We start from the raw sequence: 20,770 nt of genomic DNA on the forward strand, positions 1-20,770 counted from the left end.
GCGGAAGCACCGGGTCAACGCTTGTCCTGAAGGAGTCGGTCATGAACGCTGGAGCCACGGGCAGACGTGTGCGGAGTTTGGGCGCGGCAGCGCTGGTGCTGTCGTGGCTGCTGGGTCTTGCTGGCTGCGGCGGCGGCCAGGGCGACGAAGCATCGGGACCGCCGGTCGAGAAATCCGCGCCCGGCGCTGCATCCCCGGGCAGCCCCAGCACCACCTCCGCCACCCGCAAGGCCATCGCGACACGCATCCCGGTCTACCGCTTCTACAACACGCGCACCGGCGCGCACTTCTACACGAGCAGTGAAAGCGAGAAGAACACGCTGCTGGCGACCATGCCGCAGTTCACCTTCGATGGCACCGCCTTCCTGGCGGCGAGCGAATCGGCCCCGGGACTGCTACCGGTCTACCGCCTCTACAACACGCAGACCGGCGTGCACTTCTTCACCATCAGCGAAGCCGAGAAGGCCTCCATCCTGGCCACGCAGCCCCAGTTCCAGCTCGATGGCGTGGCCTACCACGCCAGCCCGGCCGCGGGTCAGGGCCTGCTGCCGCTGTACCGCTTCTACGTGCCGACCCGGGGCTTTCACTTCTACACCGCCAGTCCCGCCGAGAAAGACGCGCTGATCGCCAACACCGCCAGCGGCTACAGCTACGAGGGCATCGGCTACTACGTCATGGGCAGCAACTGGAACCCCAACAAGCTGCCCCACACCGGCCTGACCACCGCCCAGTGCTACGGCTACGACAACAACACCTCGTCGTTCGTGTTCTCCGCCTGCACCGGCAACACAGTGTCGATGTCGTTCAGCCAGGACTCGGCCCGCACCGCCATCAACCCGATGTCCTACAGCGGCGTGCGGCGCCCCGCCGGGATGTTCTTCATCCTGGAGCCCCTGACCAACTGCGTCTACGACAACGTCACCGGCCTGCACTGGGAAGGCAAGACCGACGATGGCGGACTGCGCGACAAGGACAACAACTACACCAACTGGGGCAACCTGGCCGCCAACGACGCCAGCGGCTATGTGGCATCGGTCAACGCGGCCAAACTCTGTGGCTACAACGACTGGCGCCTGCCGACCACCCTGGAGCTGATCACGCTGCTCAACTACGGCGACACCACCGGTGGGCCGCCCCACGTGGATGCGAACTGGCTGGTGAACATGCCGTTCGGCCACTACTGGAGCCGCGAGGTGCGCTCGATCACGACCGCCTGGACCGTGTACATGGCCCAGGACCGCTGGGAAGTGGAGACGCCCCGCAACACCCTGGCCAAGGTCCGCCTGGTGCGCGGCAGCATGGGCGACACCGCGGGCGGCCGCTACAGCTACACCTCGGTGCCCTACGGGACCGACGCCGCCAGCAACGTGGTCAACGACCACATGACCGGTCTGCAGTGGCGGCGCTGCCTGGAAGGGCAGATCTGGAACGGCACGGCCTGCACCGGCACCTATCTGGGCTTCACCCACGTCCGTGCCCAGGCCTACGCCGAGAACCCGAGCCTGACCGCCCGTGGCTGGCGGCTGCCCAACGTGAAGGAAGGTGCCAGCCTGCTGAACCGGTCGGCGACCGCCCCGCCCTTCATGAACACGGTGGCCTTCCCGGTGGGCACGCCGTCGGCAGGGCGCGTGTGGACCAGCACCGGCTATGTGGTGGACCCGATCAACTTTGCGTACGACGTGTCGGTGGGCGCGGGATACCTCGACCACAGCAACCGGACCATCGACTGGATCGCCATCCGGCTGGTGCGCTGATGCACCGGTTGGGGGATGCTTGCTTCGGAACCATCTCGAAAGGGACATGTGCGCGGTGAAGCGCTGCGGCACATTACCCGCGAATTCGGTGCGCCGATCCCGGCGCCCGATGTCCCGGAGATCGCGATGCCCATCCCTGCCATCCGCCTGCTCCGGACCAGCACCGCGCTGGTCCTGGTTTGTGTGCTGGCCGCCTGCGGCGGCGGCAACGAGGCATCCGGCCACGCATCCACCGTCACGGACCGCACCGGCAGCGAAGGCGTCGTCTTTGAAGCAGCCTCCGGCGCACCCCCGGCCTGGCTCAACGCCCGGTCGCTCCAGGACGCCGAGGCCCACGCCAAGGAGCAACCCGCCCCGCTGGAAAAGATCGCCCCGGGACAGATCGCGGCCTGGGACGACTACGCCAACGGCAACGTCGCGCGCAAGGCCACCGCAGTGCGCATCCCCGTCTACCGCTTCTACAACGGCAGCACCGGCGCGCACTTCTACACCACCAGCGAGACGGAGAAGGCCAACATCCTGGCCACCATGCCCCAGTTCGCGTTCGACGGTCCCGCGTTTGAAGCGGCCAGCGAAGCCGCGCCGGGGCTGAGCCCCGTCTACCGCTTCTACAACAGCGCCACGGGCGTGCACTTTTACACCATCAGCGAGACCGAGAAGACCACGGTCCTGGCCACCCTGCCCCAGTTCCAGCTGGAGGGAACGGCCTACCACGCCAGCCAGGTCGCCGGCCAGGGCCTCACGCCGCTGTACCGCTTCTACCTGCCCGCCAAGGGCTACCACTTCTACACCGCCAGCGCCACCGAACGCGACTCCATCCAGTCCACCCTCAGTGGCACCTACAGCTACGAGGGCATCGGCTACTACGTGCCGTCGAGCGCGTGGAACGCCGACAAGCTGCCGCACACCGGCCTCTCTGCCGACCAATGCTATGGACGCAACCTGGTGACCTCCACCGACTTCTTCGGCACTTGTGGTGCGACGCTGGCCACGCTGCCCCTGTATGTGCAGCAGGACTCGGTCCGCACAGCCCACAACCCGATGAGCTATGGCCCGGTGACGCGCCTCTCGGGAACGACCCTGGTCACCGAACCCAAGACCAGCTGCGTCCAGGACCAGGTCACCGGCCTTTACTGGGAAGGCAAGACCGACGACGGCGGACTGCGCGACAAAGACCACACCTACACCAGCCAGGGCGGCGGCGCGGCCACCGACACCAGCGGCTATGTCGCTGCCGTCAACGCCTCCACGCTGTGCGGCTTCACCGACTGGCGCGTGCCCACGGTGCTGGAACTCGCCACGCTCAACCACTACGGCCTGCTCGGTCCACCACCCTTTGTCGATGCCACATGGTTCCCCAACACGGTGGCCAGCTTCTTCTGGAGCAGCGAGGCGGCGAGCGCCACCGAAAAGTGGGTGCTGGCCAATGACAGCTACCGATGGGACGTCGTTGAGAGCAATGTCAATGCGTGGCCTGTCCGCCTGGTGCGCGGCAACATGGGCAATGTCAGCGGGGGCCGCTACAGCTACTCGACCATGGTCTATGGCACCGACGGCGCCAACAACGTGGTCAGCGACAAGCTGACCGGGCTGCAGTGGCGCCGTTGCCTCGAAGGCCAGGTCTGGAGCGGCTCTGCCTGTACAGGAACCGCCACCACCTACACCCACCGGGAAGCACTGCTCTACGCCAACGGATCGGGCCTGCGCACGTCCGGCTGGCGCATCCCCAATGTCAAGGAAGGTGCCAGCTTGCTGGACAAATCCCAGACGTCCGCCCCGTACGCCGATCGCGCGGCATTTCCCGGGGCACCCGGTACCGACCTCTGGACCAGCACCGCGGCCGTGGGCGACCCGGCGGACGCCGCCTACATGGGTGACCCGCTGAACTTCGCCTACAGCCTGTCCATGGACGGGGGTTGGCTGGAACCCTTTGCGCGGTCCTCCCACCTTGCACTGCGGCTGGTGCGGTGACACAGCCTCTTGCGCCACCCCAGCGCCCTCTCCCTAGAATGTGCCGGCGCCCCACCCGATCCGGGTGGGAGAAGACCGACACATTCAGGAGGAACGGCATGTTTGCCAAGCCCAGTCACGCCCCTGCGGGGGTATCCATCGCCGGCATCGAGGTGCTGGAAGCCGAAACCGCCCTCAGCAGCGCCACGCTGTCCGAGACCCTGCTCCCTGCCGTGCGGCACCTGCTGCCGCCCACGATGCAGGACCCCACGTTCCTCCAGCAGCTCACCGGCATCCGCGAACGCCGCATGTGGGCCGACCGCACCTGCACTCCCAGCCAGGCGGCGGCCCTGGTGGCCGACCGGTTGCTGTCTAGGCTGGGCATCGCCCGCAGCGAGGTGACGCTGGTGATCAGCTGCTCGGTCACCCGCGACTTCATCGAACCATCGGTCGCCACCCTGGTCCACGGCGAGCTGGGTTTGCCCGACACCTGCCAGTGCTTCGACCTGTCCAACGCCTGCGTAGGCATGGTCAACGGCATCGATGTCGCGACCCAGATGATCGTCAGCGGCCGCGTGGACAACGCCCTGATCGTCTGCGCGGAGAACACCCACGACCTGATCGACGGCGCGCTGCGTACCCTGGGCACGGGTACGCCGGACGCGACCCGGTTCGAGTCGCTGCTGCCCGGCCTGACGCTGGGTTGCGGCGCCGTGGCGGTGTGGCTCACGCGCGATGCCGGCGGGCCCGGAGCCCTGCGGGTGCACGGCGCCGCGTCGCTCGCCGCCACCAGCCAGGGGCGCAACCGGCTGTGCACCGCACAGCGCGAACTGATCACGACGCAAAGCCGCGGGCTGCTGCGCCATGGCCTGATGCTGGCAGCGCGCACCCTGGTGCGGCTCGAAGCGAAGCTGGGCGTGCGGCGGGACCAGTTCGACCTGTTCGTCTGCCACCAGGTGTCCGAGACCCACGCCCAGGGCGTGGCCAAGGTCTGGGGCATGCCCTTCGAGCGCTTCCACAACATCTACCCGACCCACGGGAACATGGGCCCGGTGGCGGTGATCTATTGCCTGCACGAAGCGATGCGCGCCGGCCGGGTGGCGCCAGGCAGCCAGGTCCTGCTCGGCGGCATCGGCAGCGGCATCAACTGCACCCTGATGCAGCTGTCGGCATGAGCCCGCATCCACCGGGCGAGGGAACAATTGCTTGCCAGATTCGCCGCTCCTTGACCGACGCCGGTTGCCCCGGCATGGCACCGGGCAGTACACTTTTTCGCTGATGTCACACCTCCACAGGCCCGTCATGAAACACCTCTGTCTTTCCCTGCTGCTTGTCTCCAGTGCCGCCATGGCCGAAGACACCATCCGCATCTGCGACAACACCGGCTGTTCCGACCGCCCGCGCAGCACCGCGAACTTCGAGGCCGAGCTGGCGGCCAAGGCCGATCCTGCGCAGGACGCCAAGGTGGCCGCGCTCGAAGCGATGGCTGCCAAGGACCCGCGCGCGGCCTACGACCTGGGCCTGCGCTACTTCCGCGGCGACGGTGTGCGCAAAGACGGATACCTGGCGATCAAGTGGATGCGTGACGCCGGCGAACGCGGCAACTTCAAGGCCGCACAGGCGCTGGGCCGCTTCTACCTGGTCGGCCTGGAAGAAATGGGTCCCGATCCGGCCGAGGCCGAGCGCTGGCTGATGATGGCCGCCGACAAGGGCGACAAGGAAGCCAAGAAAATGCTCACCCAGGCCCGCAAGGCCAAGCAGGACGCCCAGTCCGACTATCAGTGGCGCGAAAGTGTGCGCAAGAATGGCTGGTTCGCCGGCTGGTACAGCGGATATGCTTACACGAGTTACTGGCGCGACGGCCGCTGGTGGTTCTATTGACCAGACCCGAGGCCGCGTCGCCCGTCACTCCCTTTTTTCCCTTGATCACCAGGAAGGTTCCATGAAAATCAACTCCACCCCCCTGCGCCTGGCGGCTGCCCTGACTCTGGGCGTCAGCCTCACCGCCTGTGGCGGCGGTCGTGTGTCCACCGGCTCCAGCCCGACCGCCACCACCGGCGCCGCTGCCGGCGGCACCAGTGTCGGCGCCAACTCGTCTCTGGAGCGTTGCGCCGCTCCGCTGGGTACGCTCGCTGTGGACGATGGCCGCGACAAAGAATGGTGGGGCAGCTTCGGTTCCGCCACGCAGATCACGACCATCGAGCCGCTGATCCGCCTGGCCGTGGCCCAGTCCAACTGCTTCGTGATCACCTCGATCGGCAACAACCGCACCGAAGGCAAGCTGTCCAACATCACCGACAAGCAGCGCAATTCGGGTGAGTTCCGTGCCGGCTCCAACCAGCAAAAGGGCCAGCGCGTCGCCGCCGACTACTACCTGGAACCCGCGATCATCATCGACAACGACTCCACCGGCGCCCTGGCCGGCACCGTGGGCGGCCTGCTGGGTTCGCGCAACCGCAACCTGGGCATCATCGCCGGTGGTCTGGAAAGCAAGGCCTCGGTCGTGACCCTGACCATGTTCGACATCCGCTCGGGCGTGCAGATCGCGATCTCCGAAGGCAACGCCACCGCCACCAACTACGGCGCGGCCCTGAGCGTCTTCGGCCCGACCGCCGCCGGTTCGCTGGGTGGTTTCTCGCGCTCCCCCGCCGGCAAGGCCACGGTGGCCGCGTTCACCGACGCCTACAACAGCATGGTGATTGCCCTGCGCAACTACAAGGCGCAGGAAGTCAAGGGCGGCCTGGGCAAGGGCGGCCAACTGAAGGTGGGGAATTAACTCCCCCCTGCGCCGCTGCGCGGCTTCCCCCCTGGGGGACAACGCTGGCGGCCCGGCAGAGCCGGTTCCGCGGCGTTCTTGACGCTGGCGCGACGCCACTGAAAAGGCCTCCACTTGGAGGCCTTTTTCTTTGGGCTTGCACGCGGCTCAGCGCTCGTTTCTGAGCTTATCGATCAGGCCGTTGAGCTCGTCGATCGAGCCGAACTGGATCGCGAGTTCGCCCATTTCTTCGACGCGGCCGTGGCGCTTAACGCGCTTCTTGATTCTCACCTCGACCTCGGCGGTCAGCAGGTCGGCCAGCTCTTCCTCCACCCGGCGGATGTCGCGCGACTTTTCCTTCTTGGGTTGCTGCGGGACCAGGTTGAACTCGGCGCCCAGCTTCTTGACCAGGCTCTCGGCCTCGCGCACCGACAGCTTCTTCGCCGCGATCTGGTTGCCTGCTGTGATCTGCGCCGCCTTCTCCAGCGACAGCAGCGCACGCGCGTGACCCATGTCGATGTCGCCGGCCATCAGCATGGTCTGCACCGGCTCGGCAAGTTGCAGCAGGCGCAGCAGGTTGGACGCCGCGCTGCGCGAGCGGCCCACTGCCTGCGCCGCCTGCTCGTGCGTCAGTCCGAATTCCTTGACCAGGCGCTGCAGGCCCTGCGCCTCTTCCAGCGGGTTCAAGTCTTCGCGCTGGATGTTCTCGATCAGCGCCATCGCGGCCGCGGCCTCGTTCGGCACGTCGCGCACCAGCACCGGCACGCTGTCCAGCCCCGCCAGCTTCGAGGCCCGGAAGCGCCGCTCGCCCGCGATGATTTCGTACTTGCCGGCGTTGGGGCCGTCGGCCAGCTTGCGCACGAGGATCGGCTGCATGATGCCCTGCGCCTTGATCGACTCGGCCAGCTCGTAGAGTGCGCCCTCGTCCATGCGGGTGCGCGGCTGGTAGACGCCCGCGACCAGCTCGGTCAGCGCCAGCGTGCTGGGCGCGCCGGCGTTGCGTTCGGTTTCTTGAGCGTCGGGCGAGGCGGCTTCCGCCACCTTGGGACCGAGCAGGGCTTCGAGTCCGCGGCCGAGGCCCTTGGGTTTTTTGGTGACCATGTTCAGTTGTCTTTCTTGTCAGTCAGTTCGTTCAGCAGCGCCAGACCTTCGGGCCAGTCGCCCAGACCGGATTCGGCATTGATGTGGCCGCGCTCGCCGAGGTCAACGAAGCGCGCGCCCCAGTTGTCGGCCAGGCTCCGGGCTTTGGTGAAGTCGCAATATGGGTCGTTGCGGCTGCCCACCAAGGTGCTGGGAAACGGCAGGCGCTGGCGCACGATGGGCGCCCAGCTGGGCAGCAGCGGGCGCAGTTCTTCGCGCTCCGGGTCACCGGGAGCCACCAGCAGCGCGCCCTGCACGCGGCCCGTGCTGTGCGAGACCTCGGCCCAGGCGGCGGTCAGGATGCAGCCCAGGCTGTGCGCCACCAATACCACCGGGCCGTCGCAGCCCAGGATCACATCTTCCAGCCGGGCGATCCAGTCGCCGCGGCGCGGGGTCATCCAGTCGTGCTGATCCACGCGGCGAAAGCCGTGTTGGGCTTCCCAGCGGCTTTGCCAGTGCTCGGGACCGCTGTTCTGCCAGCCCGGCAGGATCAATACATTCTCAGGTTTCATCAGCCATTCCACAGAAGCCGGCGCTCACATCGAATGGATGCGGTCCACCATCTCGGTGGCGAAGGCCACGAAGGCCTGGCTGCCGCGCGCCGACGGGTCGAACACGACGCCCGGCAGACCGTAACTCGGCGCCTCGGCCAGGCGCACGTTGCGCGGGATCACGGTGTCGAACACCTTGTCGCCGAAGTGGGCCTTGAGCTGGTCGCTGACCTGCTGCTGCAGGGTGATGCGCGGGTCGAACATGACGCGCAGCAGGCCGATGATCTGCAGGTCCGGGTTGAGGTTGGCGTGCACCTGCTTGATGGTGTTGACCAGATCGGTCAGGCCTTCGAGCGCGAAGTACTCGCACTGCATGGGCACGATCACGCCGTGCGCCGAGCACAGGCCGTTGAGCGTGAGCATGGAGAGGGACGGAGGGCAGTCGATCAGGATGAAGTCGTAGTCGGCGTCGACCGCGGCCAGAGCCGCCTTCAGGCGCTTGTCGCGCCGCTCCAGTTCGACCAGCTCGACCTCGGCACCGGCCAGTTCCCGGTTGGCGCCGAGCACGGAGTAGCCGCATTTCTCGGAACGGATCGCCGCCTCGGCCACCGTCGCCGACTCCAGCAGCACGTCGTAGACCGACAGCGCCATGCTGCGCTTGTCCACGCCCGAACCCATGGTCGCGTTGCCCTGCGGGTCGAGGTCGACCATGAGCACACGCTGCCCCACCTTGGCCAGGCCGGCGGCGAGATTGACGGTGGTGGTGGTCTTGCCGACGCCGCCCTTCTGGTTGGCGACGCAAAAGATCTTGGCCATGTGGTCGAACCCGGTTGCTTATTTGGAGAGGGCCAGCTTGATGCCGAAGCCGATCAGGAACACGCCGGCCAGCTTTTCCAGCGTGCGCCCGATCCTGGGGTTGGCGCGCATGCGCTCGGCCAGGAAGTGGGTGAGCAGTACCGCGGTCAGGCCATAGAGAAAGGTGAGGAAGGCGACGGTGACGGCCATGGCGCCGAAGGTGACCAGACCCTGATGGCGGGCGGGGTCGACGAACAGCGGGAAGAAGGCCATGTAGAAGACGATGGCCTTGGGGTTGAGCAGGGTGATGGTGAAAGCCTGCTGGAAGTATTGGCGCGGGCGGATGTTGAGGACAGGTGCGTCGCCGGGTTTGGCGGTGAGCATCTTGAAGCCGAGCCAGGCGAGGTAGGCGGCGCCGAGCCACTGGACAGCGTGGAAGGCGGCCGGGTAGGTGGCGAGCAGCGTGGCGACGCCGGCGACGGCGGCCCACATCAGGACCTGGTCGCCCGCGATGACACCGAAGGTGGCACCCAGCCCGCCCTTGATGCCGCCTTTGCTGGTGGAGGTGATGAGCGCGAGGTTGCCGGGGCCGGGGATGGCGAGGAACAGGATGATGGCGGCGACGAAGGCGCCGTAGTCAGCGATGCCGAACATGGTGTGGGCTTTCTCTTGTCTCGGGTGGAACGGTCGAGTTTACGTGAGGGGTCTTTTTCTTCGGCTGGCTTTGTTGGTTTGGGCGCGCCTGCTTTCGCTCATCTGTTGCTTCTGTGGCTCTGGTTTCTTTCCTGCGCTACTTCAGAGGGGGCTGCGGCGTGTGGCTGGGCTCTGGTCCAGCTCGCGGTCTTGTGGGCTGGAATGCCTGCGTTGCTCCGTCAACAACGCGCTGGTCCGCCCGCTCTGTGGCAACCGCGAATCGTCCCGCCGCCCATCCACACGCCACAACCCCCTCCAGCGAAACACCGGCACCCCAACGGTTGGTACACCAGCATTGCTTCTCACAGGCCGTTGGCGATGTGCGCGGGCGCAGGCCCCATTCGCGGTTGCCCAAACGATGGCAAACAGGCCCGGCGTTGACGAAGGGATATCAGCGAACAGGTCCATCAGCCCGCGAGCGTGGGCCGGAGAACGCGCACATCGCCAACGGCCTGGCGCCAGGTCAATGAGTGAAACGCACCAAACTCAAGAAACCGCAGGCCGAAGCCACACGATGCAACGCTCGGCATCCAGCCCCGGCACCTTCAACTGTTCCACGTGAAACACCGCCACATCGGAAGCCAGAGCAGACAGCTCGTCCGATGGGTGCTTGCCCTTCATCGCCATCCACACCGCCCCCGGCTTCAGCGCCGATCGCGACCAGGTGGTGAAGTCCACCAGCGAGGCAAACGCCCGCGAGCAGACCACGTCGTAGCCGCCCTCTTCCGCTTTCAGGGATTCGACTCGCGCATGAATTCCGCGCAGGTTCGGCAACCGCACCGTCGCCGCCACCTGCTGGATGAAGGTCGCCTTCTTGAGCACCGTGTCCACGCAGTGCACCTCGATCTGCGGGCAGGTGATCGCGATCACCACGCCCGGCAGGCCGCCGCCTGACCCGACGTCGAGCAAGTTCACAGATTCCCCGCCAGTCTGGCGCAGCAGCGGCGGAATCGCGGCCAGGCTGTCCAGCAGGTGGTGCGTCAGCATTTCCTGCGGGTCGCGCACGGCCGTCAGGTTGTAGACCTTGTTCCACTTGGCGATCAGGTCCTGGTAGGCCAGCAGCTGATCGACCTGCCCACCGGACAGGCTCAGGCCAAGATCGCGCAACCCGGCTTCAAGCGCCTTCTTCAAGTCCACGGCGCTCATGCGGCTTCAGATTCGCGACGCGCGAAACCCTTGAACCCACCCTTCTTCAGGTGAATCATCAGCAGCGAAATGCTGGCCGGGGTGATGCCCGAGATGCGCGCGGCCTGACCCAGAGTTTCCGGGCGGTGCTTGGCCAGCTTCTGCCGCGCCTCGAACGACAGGGCTGTGACCTGCGCATAGTCCAGATCCGCTGGCAGCTTGAGGTGCTCGTAGTGCGCGGCGCGCTCCACCTCGCCCTTCTGCCGGTCGATGTAGCCCGAGTATTTGGCGGCGATCTCCACCTGCTCCACCACAGCGTCGTGCAGCTCGCCCAGTGTTCCACGTGAAACCACCGGACGGGCGTCGGTGTCATCCGGCTTCGGCTCCGGGTGGTACTTGCCGCCGTCCATGCCCATCAGCTCGGCGTAGCCCACGCCCGGCCGGCGCAGCAGGTCGAACAGGTTGTGTTCGTGTTCGATGGCCTTGCCCAGCACCCGCTCGGATTCGGCCGCCGGCAGGTTGCGAGGATTGACCCAGGTGGACTTCAGACGCTCTGTTTCACGTGAAACAGCGTCGCGCTTGCGGCTGAATGCATCCCAGCGGGCGTCGTCCACCAGGCCCATCGCCCTGCCCTGCTCGGTCAGGCGCATATCGGCGTTGTCTTCGCGCAGCTGCAGGCGGAACTCGGCGCGGCTGGTGAACATGCGGTACGGCTCGGTCACGCCCTGCGTCACCAGGTCATCGACCAGCACACCCAGGTAGGCCTCGTCGCGGCGCGGCAGCCAGGCGTCCTTGCCTTGGCACTGCAACGCGGCGTTGAGCCCAGCGAACAGGCCCTGGGCCGCCGCCTCTTCGTAGCCGGTGGTGCCGTTGATCTGTCCGGCGAAGAACAGCCCCTGGACCTGTTTGGTCTCGAAGCTGTTCCTGAGCGAACGCGGGTCGAAGTAGTCGTATTCGATGGCGTAACCCGGGCGCAGGATGTGGGCGTTTTCCAGACCGGGCATCGACCGCACCAGCGCGTACTGGATGTCGAACGGCAGGCTGGTGCTGATGCCGTTGGGGTAGACCTCGTGGGTGGTCAGGCCCTCGGGCTCCAGGAAGATCTGGTGGCTGTCCTTGTCGGCAAAGCGGTTGATCTTGTCTTCCACGCTCGGGCAGTAGCGCGGGCCCACGCCCTCGATCTTGCCGGTGAACATGGGACTGCGGTCGAAGCCGGAGCGGATGATCTCGTGCGTGCGCAGGTTCGTGTGGGTGATCCAGCATGGCACCTGCCGCGGGTGCATCGCCGTGCTGCCCATGAAGCTGAACACCGGCACCGGCTGGTCGGCGTTCATGCCGCCGGGCACGCCGTCGCCGGGCTGTTCCTGGCACTTGGAATAGTCGATGGTCCGGCCGTCCAGCCGTGGCGGCGTGCCGGTTTTCAGGCGACCCTGCGGCAACTTAAGCTCTTTCAGGCGCGCCGACAGGCTGACCGCTGGCGGATCACCCGCCCGTCCGGCGGCATAGTTGTTCAGGCCAACATGGATCTTGCCGTCAAGGAAGGTCCCGGCCGTCAGCACCACGGTGCGGCTGCGGAAGCGGATGCCGACCTGCGTCACGGCGCCGACCACACGATCGCCCTCCACCATCAGGTCGTCCACCGCCTGCTGGAACAGCCAGAGGTTGGGCTGGTTTTCCAGCATGCGGCGGATCGCGGCCTTGTACAGGATTCGGTCGGCCTGGGCGCGGGTGGCGCGCACGGCAGGGCCCTTGCTGCTGTTGAGAATGCGGAACTGGATGCCGCCCTCGTCCGTGGCCAGGGCCATCGCCCCACCCAGCGCGTCCACCTCTTTCACCAGGTGGCCCTTGCCAATGCCGCCGATGCTGGGGTTGCAGCTCATCTGGCCCAGCGTCTCGATGTTGTGGGTCAGCAGCAGCGTGGCGCAGCCCATGCGCGCAGCGGCCAGCGCGGCTTCCGTGCCGGCATGGCCACCGCCGACGACGATGACGTCAAATTCCTGTGGGTACAACATGTGAGAGCGCTCCAGGGCTCCAGCCATCCCGGCCGGCCCGACAATGCAAGGACTGTTTCACGTGAAACAGCGGCTGCGGGCCTGCCCCGGCCCGCGCGAACCCGTTATTGTCCTAGATCGCGCCACGCCCTGCGACACCGCACCGCTTGCCCATGCCTCCGTCCCCACCGTCCGACCTCCCCGGCCTCGGCCCGAAATCGCTGGCCATGCTCGCCGCCGCCGGCATCCACGGCCGCACCGACCTCGAACAGCTGGGCTCGGTCCGTGCCTGGCTGCGCGTCAAGGCGGCCGGACAGAACGCCAGCCTCAATCTGCTCTGGGCCATGGAAGGCGCACTGACCGGCGAAGACTGGCGGGTCGTGGCACGCGAGCACCGCACCAGCCTGCTGCTGGCGCTGGAAACGGCGCAACGGTCCGGGCCCTGAAACCCCCACGCAGGAATCCTGCGGACACCCGCTGCCACAATGGGTCGCATGAGCACCCCCACCCCCCTCCTCGTCTTCGCGGGCAGCACACGCGCCCAGTCCTTCAACCGCAAGCTGGCGACCGTCGCCGCGGGCCTGGGCCGTGAGGCCGGTGCCGCCGTGACGCACATCGAGCTGGCCGACTTCGATGTGCCGCTGTACAACGCCGACCTCGAAGCCAAAGGCACGCCGCGCGATGTGGTGCGCCTGAAGGAAATCTTCTTCGCCCACCCGGCCTGGATAGTGGTCTCGCCCGAGTACAACGGCAGCTACACCGGCCTGATGAAGAACACCATCGACTGGGTCTCCAGCCCCATCAAGGGCGACCCGGCCTGGTCCAGCGGCACCAAGCCGTTCGCCGGCAAGGTGGTCGGCATGCTCGCGGCTTCGCCCGGAGCGCTGGGTGGCCTGCGCAGCCTGAGCCACCTGGCGCCGCTGCTGATGAACCTGCAATGCTGGGTGTCGCCGAAACAGTTCGCCCTGTCCAAGGCCGGCGAGGCCTTCACGCCTGAGGGCCAGCTGGCCGCCGAACCCGCACGCGAGAACGTGCGCGCGGTGGTCGAGCAGGTCCTCTGGGCGGCGCGACGCTTTCAGGACTGAGCGCGGTGGACTGCCGTCCCGGCTGCGCGGCCTGCTGCATCGCGCCTTCGATCAGCAGTCCCATGCCGGGGCTTCCCAACGGCAAACCGGCGGGTGTGCCTTGCCCGCATCTGGACGAGGCCCTTCGCTGCCGCCTGTTCGGACTGCCCCAGCGGCCGGCGGTGTGCGGCTCACTGCCCCCGAGCCGCGAGATGTGCGGTGAACAGCGGGAACACGCGCTATTCTTTTTAGAGCAACTCGAACACGCCACCCGACCATGAAAAAGGCCCGCATCTGCGGGCCTTTGACTGAGGTCGCCGCGCAGGATTACTGCTTCACAGCTTCGACCTGGATCACCAGGCGAACGTTCTTCGGGAAACCGTAGTCCACACCGTAGTTCACGCCGAAGGCGGTGCGGTCGATGGTGGCTTCGAAGTCGCCGCCACAGACTTCGCGCTTGACCATCGGGCTGTCGTAGCAGGCGAACTGGTTGGCCTTCAGGGTCACGGGCTGGGTCTTGCCGGCGATGGTCAGGTTGCCTTCGACGGAAGCGACCTTGTCACCGTTGAAGACGAACTTGCTGGACACGAAGGTGGCCTTGGGGTTCTTGGCAGCGTCGAAGATCTCGGCGCTTTGCAGGTGCTTGTCGAACATGGCGGTGCCGGAGTTCACCGAAGCGATGTCCAGGCTGATCTCGACCTTGCCGGTCTTGGCGGCCTTGTCGAAGGAAATCTTGCCTTCCTTCTTGTCGAAGCGGGCGCGGTTGGTGGTGGCGCCGAAGTGGCCGATTTCGAAGGTGGCGAAGGTGTGGGTCGGGTCGATCGCGTAATCGGCGGCCTGGGCGACGCCAGCGGTGGACAGAACGGCGGCCGCGGCCAGCAGGGACAGGGACTTGCGCATGGTTGAACTCCTGGATTGAGGTTGGGAGGGGGAAGAAACAAATGCTCCGGAGAGCGTGACTGACATCAAGGGCCCCGTGGAACTGGCTTTGCCAGGCCACCAGGGCCGTCCCCCTCAGGGGGAAGACGCGAAGCGGCGCAGGGGGAGCCCGTTCAAAGCTTGGGCACGCCGGTCAGGGCGATCTTGAACTTGACCTGCACCTCATCGGCGACCATCGAGGTGTCGGCCCACTCCTTCTCGCCGATGCGGAAGGACAGGCGCTTGATCGGGAAGGCGCCGCTGGCGACCGTGGTGGCGCCGTTCTGCGCCAGCGTCACCGGCACGACCACATCGCTGCTCACGCCCTTGATCGCCAGCTTGCCGGCGACTTCGTACTTGGTGGCGTCCAGCTTCTTGATGCTGCTGGAGGTGAAGGTGGCCTTGGGGAACTGGGCGACGTTGAACCAGACCGCCTTGGGCAGCTCGGCGTTGGCTTCGCGGCTGATGTCGGCGCTGCCGGTGTCGACCGTGAAGGCAATGCTGCTGGTCGCGAGCTTGGCCGGGTCAAACGCGACCTGGGCGCTGAAGCTCTTGAACTTGCCTTCCACCGGCACGCCCATCTGCCGGCTGGTGAAGGCGACTTCGCTCTGGGCGGGCACGAGCGCCTGCTGCGCCTGCGCGGCCAGCGGCGAAAAACTGGCAGCGACCAGCGCCAGGGAAAGAAGACGGGTGTTCATGAAAAGACTCCTGAAATCGGATCAGCGGCCAAAGCCCATGCGGGACATTAGGCCGTCGCGGTCGATGACCTGGTGCTTGACGGCGCCGGCCACGTGCAGCAGCACCAGGGCGGCCATCGCGAAGGCGGTGATCTCGTGGGTTTCCTTGAGCACGTCGGCCAGCGACTCGCTCACGGGGACAAAGTCGGGCAGCGGCAGCACGCCAAACAGCACGATGGGGAAACCGGCGGCCGAACTGAAAGCCCAGCCGGTCAGCGGCACGGCAAAGAACAGCGCGTACAGACCGATGTGCGTGGCGTGGTGCGCCATCTTCTGCCAGCCGGGCATGGCGGCTTCGATGTTCAGCGGCAGGGCCGGCGGCGGTGCCAGCAGGCGAGTCACCAGGCGGACTGCGGAGAAAGCGAGCACCAACACCCCAGCCCATTTGTGCCAGCTGTAGTACTGCAGGCGGGCGGGTGAGAACGGCAGATCCGACATGTAGACGCCGAGGATGAAGTTGCCGACGATGGCCAGCGCCAGCACCCAGTGCAGGGCACGGGCCAGCGGGTGATAGCGGGTGACAATGGCTTGAGACATGGCGGCAGTGTAGGGATCACCGCCAGCGGGCAGATCAAAAAGGCTTGAAGCCTCCATTCAAAAAAATCGAACGAACTTTGGCTTCCCGTTCGCATCCGGGCACCGCCGCAAGCCCGCGCCTACAATGCGCCGCATGTCCCAGCCCGCCCCGACCGACCTGCTGACGCTGTACCCGGCGATGGCGGCGTTGCCGGCGCCGGTGACGCAGCTGACCCCCATGACCGTGCCCGCCGGCACGCAGCTGTTCCGCGAGAACGACCCCTGCCAGGGTTTTCCGCTGGTGCTCCATGGCGAAGTGCGGGTCTCGCGCAGTGCCGCCAACGGTCGGGAACTGGAGCTGTACCGCGTGTCCCCGGGCGAGATGTGCCTGGTCTCGTCGGCCAGCCTGTTCGCCCACCAGCCGATGACCGCCCACGGCGTCGCCACCACCGACACCACGCTGTGCCTGCTGACGCCGCCGGCGTTCGAGACGGCTCTGGCCGACCCGGAGTTCCGGCGCTATGTGCTGGGTCTGTTCGCCGCGCGCATGGCCGACCTCACGGCCCTGATCGAGGCGATCGCCTTCCAGCGGCTGGACAGCCGCCTGGCCAGCGCCCTGCTCGGCCACGGCCAGCAGCTCAAGACCACCCACCAGGCGCTGGCCGACGAGTTGGGCACGGTGCGAGAGATCGTGACGCGCCTGCTGCATCGCTTCGAGCGCGACGGCCTCGTCGAGCTCTCGCGCGAGAGCATCACCATCCGCGACAGCGCCGGCCTGCGCGCCATCGCCGCCGGCCAGGCCGGCTGACCACCCTCCGGTGCTATGTGACCGCGGTCACAGACCGATCGGTCGCGTGCGGCTTCAATACGCCTGCACCCACCCTTTCACTCACCGGAGCATTCACATGACCAAGAACGTTGGCGGCATTGACCGCACCCTGCGCATCGTCGCCGGCCTCGCCCTGATCGCCGCCGCCGCCACCGGCACTGTCGGCGTCTGGGGTTACATCGGCATCGTGCCGCTGGCCACCGGCCTGATGGGCTGGTGCCCGCCTTACGCGATGCTGGGCTTCAACACCTGCAGCATGAAGAAGTAAGAAGCCCCCCGCGCCGCCTGCGGCGTCACCCCCCCCCCAGGGGGGCATCACGAGCGGCCCGGCGGAGCCGGTTCCGCCGTGATTGCTGGATCAAGGCCCTTTGCTCCGGAAACATGGCTTGTCCGTCCTGCGACAGGCCGCATGCCCTCACCGCGCGACCATGTCGGCTCAGCCGCGCATCCCGACGCGGCGCGGAGACACGGCATGCTCAACATCCCTTCGCTCAAGGACGCGGTCAGCGCCGAGGAGTGGCAGATCCGCTGCGACCTCGCGGCCTGCTACCGGCTCGTGGCCGCCTATGGCTGGTCCGACCTTGTGTTCACGCACATCAGCGCCAAGCTGCCCGACAGCGTCACCGGCGGTGAACACCACTTCCTGATCAACCCCTACGGCCTGATGTTCGACGAGATCACGGCGTCCAGCCTGGTCAAGGTCGACATGCAGTGCAACAAGCTGATCGACTCGCCCTTCCCGGTCAACCCGGCCGGCTTCGTGATCCACAGCGCGGTGCACGAAGCGCGGCCCGAGGTGCAGTGCGTGCTGCACACCCACACCCGCGCGGGCGTGGCGGTCAGCGCGCAGAAGGCCGGCATCCTGCCGATCAGCCAGCAGAGCACCTTCGTGCTGGCCTCGCTGGCTTACCACGGCTACGAAGGCGTGGCCTTCCGTCCCGACGAGAAGCCGCGCCTGCAGGCCGATCTGGGCACGGCGAACTTCCTGGTGCTGCGCAACCACGGCCTGCTGACCGTGGGCGGCTCGATTGCCGACGCCTTCCTCTCGATGTACACCTTCGAAAACACCTGCCGCATCCAGATCGACGCGCAGGCGGGCGGTGGCGAGCTCACCCAGGTAGACCCACGCATCCTGGCGGGCATGGCCGAGGTGATGAAGATCGCGACCGCGGGCATGGGCGCCAACATCGCCTGGCCGGCACTGCTGCGCAAGCTCGACCGCAGCGATCCGTCGTACAAGACCTGAGCAGTCTCGGCCTGAGCGGCCTCAGAACCCGTCCGCGTAGCGCTCCAGTTCCCAGTCGCTGACCTGCTGCGCGTACGCGTCCCACTCGGCCCGCTTGAGCGCGAGAAACTGGTCGCAGAAGGCCACGCCCACGTCGTCGCGCAGGATGGCGTCGGACCGCAGCGCGGCGCAGGCGGCGTGCAGGTCGCGCGGCAGGCGCGCCGGCATGGGTTCGCCGGCCGCGTGCCGCTGGTACAGGTCCTCGTCGCACACGACCGGCGCGGGCAGTTCGCGGTCGATGCCGTCCAGCCCCGCCGCCAGCGTCGCGGCCAGCGCCACATAGACATTGCACGACGGGTCGGGCAGGCGCCACTCGACGCGACCGGCCACGGTGCGCACGAGGCAGGTGCGGTTGTTCTCGCCCGCCGCCTTCCACACCGGCGACCAGGTGGTGCCCGACGCGCTCTCGCTGACCGCCAGGCGCTTGTAGCTGTTGACCGTGGGCGCACACAGGGCCGCGAGCGCGTCGCCGTGTTCGAGCAGGCCGGCGGCGAACTGCAGCCCGGTCGTGCTCAGGCCCATCGGGCCATCCGCATCGGCCATCACGGGACAACCCAGCTCGTCGGTCAGGCTGAGGTGGAAATGCAGGCCGCTGCCCGGCGCACCCGCCAGCGGCTTGGGCATGCACGAGAACACCATGCCGTGCTGGTCGGCGACCGCGTGCGCGGTCAGCTTGAACAGCTGGTAGCGGTCGGCCGCGGCCAGCGCGTCGTCGTACCGGTAGTTGATCTCGTACTGGCCGGTCGCGTCCTCGTGGTCCGTCTGCTGCAGCGCGAAGCCCAGGGCGGTGAGGTGCCGGCGCATGTCGTCGAGGAAGCCGTGGTTGCGCACGATGGCCTTGAGGTCGTAGGACGGCTTGCCCAGCCGGTCCTCGCCGTCGGCCACGCCCCAGCGGCCGTCTTCACCGCGCCTCAACAGAAAGAACTCGGGCTCGATGCCGACATGGAAGCTCCAGCCGCGCTGGCGCAACCGGGCGAGCTGGCGCTGCAGCAACTGCCGCGAGCAGGTCTCCAGCGGCTGGCCGCCCGCAAAACCGTCGCACACCGCGTGCGCCACGCCGGGCAGCCAGGGCAGCGGCCGCAGCGACTCGGGCACCACACGGCCGTGGTACTCGCTGCGTGCGCCCATGCGCGGCAGGCCGGTGCCCCAGATGCTCGGGCCCGCGAAACCCGCGCCGGTGGCCACCGCATCGGGCAGGCCTTCCAGCGGCACCAGCTTGCCCTTGGGCACGCCGTGCAGGTCGGTGAATGTGGCCATCACCGAGTGGATGCCCTGCTCCCGCAGGGTCGCCACGCGGTGCTCCAGCGTCAAGCCAGCACCTCGGCCAGCGCGGCGTCGAGCACGCCCAGCGCTTCGGCAAACACGCTGTCCTCGATGGTCAGCGGGAACAGGAAACGGATCACGTTGCCATACACGCCGCAGGTCAGCAGCAGCAGACCACGCTTCAGGGCCGCTGCCTGGATCTTCTTGGTGGTGTCCGCGTCTGGCGCGCCGGCCGCGTCCACGAACTCGGCCGCCACCATCGCGCCCAAGCCGCGCACGTCGCCGAAACGCGGCTGCTTGGCCTGGTGGGCCTTGAGGTGCGCGACCAGCCGGTCGCCGAGGATCTGCGCGCGCTCGGGCAGCTTTTCTTCCTGCATCACGTCCAGCACCGCGTGCGACGCCGCGATGGCCAGCGGGTTGCCCGCGTAGGTGCCGCCCAGGCCACCGGGCGACGGTCCGTCCATCACCGCTTGCCGCCCCGAGACGGCCGACAGCGTGGTGCCGCCGGCCATGCTCTTGGCCATGGTGATCAGGTCCGGCTTGGCGCCGTAGTGCTCCATCGCGAACATCTTGCCGGTGCGCGCGAAGCCGGTCTGCACCTCGTCGGCGATCAGCAGGATGCCGTGCTGGTCGCACAGCGCGCGCAGCCACAGCACCGCCTCCTTCTGGATCGGGTTGAAGCCGCCTTCGCCCTGCACCGGCTCGAAGATGATGGCCGCCACGCGCGAGGGATCGATGTCGCACTTGAACAGCTGCTCCATCGCCTTCTTGGTCTCGTCCAGCGAGGCGCAGTGGCACGGGAAGGGCACGTGGTAGATCTCGGGCGGGAACGGGCCGAAGCCGGCCTTGTAGGGCTGGACCTTGCCGGTCATGGCCACTGCGAACAGGCTGCGACCGTGGAAGGCGGCGCCAAAAGCGATGACACCGCTGCGGCCTGTCGACGAGCGCGCGATCTTGATCGCGTTCTCCACCGCTTCGGCGCCGGTCGAGAAGAAAGCCGTCTTGGCCGGCCCTTCGATCGGCACGATGGCGTTGATGCGCTCCGCGAGCTGCACGTATTCGGTGTACGGCACCACCTGGTAGCAGCTGTGCGTGAAGCGCTGCAGCTGCGCGGCGATCGCCGCCTGCACCTTGGGGTGCACGTGACCGGTGTTGAGCACCGCGATGCCGCCCGCGAAATCGATGAAGCGCCGCCCCTCGATGTCCCAGAACTCGGCGTTCTTCGCGCGCTCGATGAAAAAGTCCCCCATCACGCCCACGCCGCGCGGCGTGGCCGCCTGCCGGCGCGCGTGCCAGGCGGCGTTGGTGTGGTCGGTCTTGATGTCATTCATGGCGTTCATGGGGGTCTCCTGAAGTGTTGGCGAGAAGGGCTTTGTCCAGCGCACGCCGCGGAACCGGCTTTGCCGGGCCGCCAGTGCCGCCCCCCTCTGGGGGGTGACGCGAAGCGGCGCGGGGGGGCGATTC

Annotated in this window: 22 protein-coding genes; 11 read left to right on the plus strand and 11 right to left on the minus strand. The window is 67.3% G+C overall.

Annotated elements, in window-relative coordinates; genetic code table 11:
• The first annotated feature begins 41 nt into the window (after nt 1-41).
• The 5 genes from ACLIJ1_RS17505 to ACLIJ1_RS17525 all read left to right on the plus strand — a co-directional run bounded on the left by ACLIJ1_RS17505 (nt 42) and on the right by ACLIJ1_RS17525 (nt 6,480).
• Nucleotides 42-1,754 (plus strand): DUF1566 domain-containing protein, encoded by a 1,713-nt coding sequence (locus ACLIJ1_RS17505; RefSeq protein WP_411366818.1) that lies wholly within the window; start codon nt 42-44, stop codon nt 1,752-1,754.
• A gap of 126 nt (nt 1,755-1,880) precedes the next feature.
• On the plus strand, nt 1,881-3,725 hold the full coding sequence (locus tag ACLIJ1_RS17510) for a DUF1566 domain-containing protein (RefSeq protein ID WP_411366819.1): 1,845 nt from the start codon (nt 1,881-1,883) through the stop codon (nt 3,723-3,725).
• A 98-nt stretch (nt 3,726-3,823) separates the two neighbouring features.
• Nucleotides 3,824-4,879, plus strand: a complete 1,056-nt coding sequence (locus tag ACLIJ1_RS17515; RefSeq protein WP_411366820.1) for a 3-oxoacyl-ACP synthase III — start codon at nt 3,824-3,826, stop codon at nt 4,877-4,879.
• 127 nt (nt 4,880-5,006) lie between these two features.
• Nucleotides 5,007-5,585, plus strand: a complete 579-nt coding sequence (locus tag ACLIJ1_RS17520; protein ID WP_411366821.1) for a tetratricopeptide repeat protein — start codon at nt 5,007-5,009, stop codon at nt 5,583-5,585.
• Nucleotides 5,586-5,646: 61 nt separating this feature from the next.
• Nucleotides 5,647-6,480: a hypothetical protein gene (locus ACLIJ1_RS17525; RefSeq protein ID WP_411366822.1), complete on the plus strand. Its 834-nt coding sequence runs from the start codon at nt 5,647-5,649 to the stop codon at nt 6,478-6,480.
• A gap of 147 nt (nt 6,481-6,627) precedes the next feature.
• Here ACLIJ1_RS17525 and ACLIJ1_RS17530 read toward each other — a convergent pair whose 3' ends face one another.
• The 6 genes from ACLIJ1_RS17530 to mnmG form a co-directional block, all read right to left on the minus strand.
• Nucleotides 6,628-7,560, minus strand: a complete 933-nt coding sequence (locus ACLIJ1_RS17530; RefSeq protein ID WP_411366823.1) for a ParB/RepB/Spo0J family partition protein — start codon at nt 7,558-7,560, stop codon at nt 6,628-6,630.
• A 2-nt stretch (nt 7,561-7,562) separates the two neighbouring features.
• Complete coding sequence (locus tag ACLIJ1_RS17535) at nt 7,563-8,111, minus strand: RBBP9/YdeN family alpha/beta hydrolase (protein ID WP_411366824.1); 549 nt, start codon at nt 8,109-8,111, stop codon at nt 7,563-7,565.
• Between the two features lie 24 nt (nt 8,112-8,135).
• Entirely contained in the window at nt 8,136-8,906 is a 771-nt protein-coding gene (locus tag ACLIJ1_RS17540; protein ID WP_411366825.1) for a ParA family protein, read from the minus strand.
• Nucleotides 8,907-8,924: 18 nt separating this feature from the next.
• Complete coding sequence (locus ACLIJ1_RS17545; RefSeq protein ID WP_411366826.1) at nt 8,925-9,539, minus strand: LysE family transporter; 615 nt, start codon at nt 9,537-9,539, stop codon at nt 8,925-8,927.
• Nucleotides 9,540-10,064: 525 nt separating this feature from the next.
• Complete coding sequence (gene rsmG / locus ACLIJ1_RS17550) at nt 10,065-10,724, minus strand: 16S rRNA (guanine(527)-N(7))-methyltransferase RsmG (RefSeq protein ID WP_411366827.1); 660 nt, start codon at nt 10,722-10,724, stop codon at nt 10,065-10,067.
• Nucleotides 10,721-12,715 carry a tRNA uridine-5-carboxymethylaminomethyl(34) synthesis enzyme MnmG gene (gene mnmG / locus ACLIJ1_RS17555; RefSeq protein ID WP_411366828.1) on the minus strand — a complete coding sequence of 665 codons (1,995 nt, stop codon included), beginning with the start codon at nt 12,713-12,715 and terminating at the stop codon, nt 10,721-10,723. The genes rsmG and mnmG overlap by 4 nt, the downstream gene beginning before the upstream one ends.
• A gap of 152 nt (nt 12,716-12,867) precedes the next feature.
• On the opposite strand from mnmG, the gene ACLIJ1_RS17560 reads away from it, so the two are divergent.
• The 3 genes from ACLIJ1_RS17560 to ACLIJ1_RS17570 are packed head-to-tail and all read left to right on the plus strand — an operon-like array spanning nt 12,868 to nt 14,039.
• Nucleotides 12,868-13,140, plus strand: coding sequence for a TfoX/Sxy family protein (locus ACLIJ1_RS17560; protein ID WP_411366829.1), 273 nt, complete (start codon nt 12,868-12,870; stop codon nt 13,138-13,140).
• Between the two features lie 48 nt (nt 13,141-13,188).
• Nucleotides 13,189-13,779, plus strand: coding sequence for an NADPH-dependent FMN reductase (locus ACLIJ1_RS17565; RefSeq protein WP_411366830.1), 591 nt, complete (start codon nt 13,189-13,191; stop codon nt 13,777-13,779).
• 5 nt (nt 13,780-13,784) lie between these two features.
• Nucleotides 13,785-14,039 carry a YkgJ family cysteine cluster protein gene (locus ACLIJ1_RS17570; RefSeq protein ID WP_411366831.1) on the plus strand — a complete coding sequence of 85 codons (255 nt, stop codon included), beginning with the start codon at nt 13,785-13,787 and terminating at the stop codon, nt 14,037-14,039.
• 46 nt (nt 14,040-14,085) lie between these two features.
• Here the strand turns inward: ACLIJ1_RS17570 and ACLIJ1_RS17575 are convergent, their stop codons facing one another.
• The 3 genes from ACLIJ1_RS17575 to ACLIJ1_RS17585 form a co-directional block, all read right to left on the minus strand.
• Nucleotides 14,086-14,658, minus strand: coding sequence for a YceI family protein (locus ACLIJ1_RS17575; protein WP_411366832.1), 573 nt, complete (start codon nt 14,656-14,658; stop codon nt 14,086-14,088).
• Nucleotides 14,659-14,810: 152 nt separating this feature from the next.
• Nucleotides 14,811-15,374 carry a YceI family protein gene (locus ACLIJ1_RS17580; RefSeq protein ID WP_411366833.1) on the minus strand — a complete coding sequence of 188 codons (564 nt, stop codon included), beginning with the start codon at nt 15,372-15,374 and terminating at the stop codon, nt 14,811-14,813.
• A 21-nt stretch (nt 15,375-15,395) separates the two neighbouring features.
• On the minus strand, nt 15,396-15,950 hold the full coding sequence (locus tag ACLIJ1_RS17585; protein ID WP_411366834.1) for a cytochrome b: 555 nt from the start codon (nt 15,948-15,950) through the stop codon (nt 15,396-15,398).
• Nucleotides 15,951-16,083: 133 nt separating this feature from the next.
• Here ACLIJ1_RS17585 and ACLIJ1_RS17590 point away from each other — a divergent pair, with 133 nt between their 5' ends.
• The 3 genes from ACLIJ1_RS17590 to ACLIJ1_RS17600 all read left to right on the plus strand — a co-directional run bounded on the left by ACLIJ1_RS17590 (nt 16,084) and on the right by ACLIJ1_RS17600 (nt 18,004).
• Nucleotides 16,084-16,737, plus strand: a complete 654-nt coding sequence (locus ACLIJ1_RS17590; protein ID WP_411366835.1) for a Crp/Fnr family transcriptional regulator — start codon at nt 16,084-16,086, stop codon at nt 16,735-16,737.
• Between the two features lie 97 nt (nt 16,738-16,834).
• Entirely contained in the window at nt 16,835-17,026 is a 192-nt protein-coding gene (locus ACLIJ1_RS17595; protein ID WP_411366836.1) for a DUF2892 domain-containing protein, read from the plus strand.
• 204 nt (nt 17,027-17,230) lie between these two features.
• Nucleotides 17,231-18,004, plus strand: a complete 774-nt coding sequence (locus ACLIJ1_RS17600) for a class II aldolase/adducin family protein (RefSeq protein ID WP_411366837.1) — start codon at nt 17,231-17,233, stop codon at nt 18,002-18,004.
• Between the two features lie 21 nt (nt 18,005-18,025).
• Here ACLIJ1_RS17600 and ACLIJ1_RS17605 read toward each other — a convergent pair whose 3' ends face one another.
• The gene (locus tag ACLIJ1_RS17605; RefSeq protein ID WP_411366838.1) at nt 18,026-19,354 is read right to left on the minus strand and encodes a type III glutamate--ammonia ligase; all 1,329 of its coding nucleotides are present in this window, start codon (nt 19,352-19,354) and stop codon (nt 18,026-18,028) included.
• Nucleotides 19,351-20,637, minus strand: a complete 1,287-nt coding sequence (gene gabT / locus ACLIJ1_RS17610) for a 4-aminobutyrate--2-oxoglutarate transaminase (RefSeq protein WP_411367033.1) — start codon at nt 20,635-20,637, stop codon at nt 19,351-19,353. Before gabT ends, ACLIJ1_RS17605 begins: the two co-directional genes overlap by 4 nt.
• Between the last annotated feature and the right edge of the window lie 133 nt (nt 20,638-20,770).

Source organism: Hydrogenophaga sp. RWCD_12, from assembly GCF_046604225.1.
Classification (GTDB): domain Bacteria; phylum Pseudomonadota; class Gammaproteobacteria; order Burkholderiales; family Burkholderiaceae_C; genus Hydrogenophaga.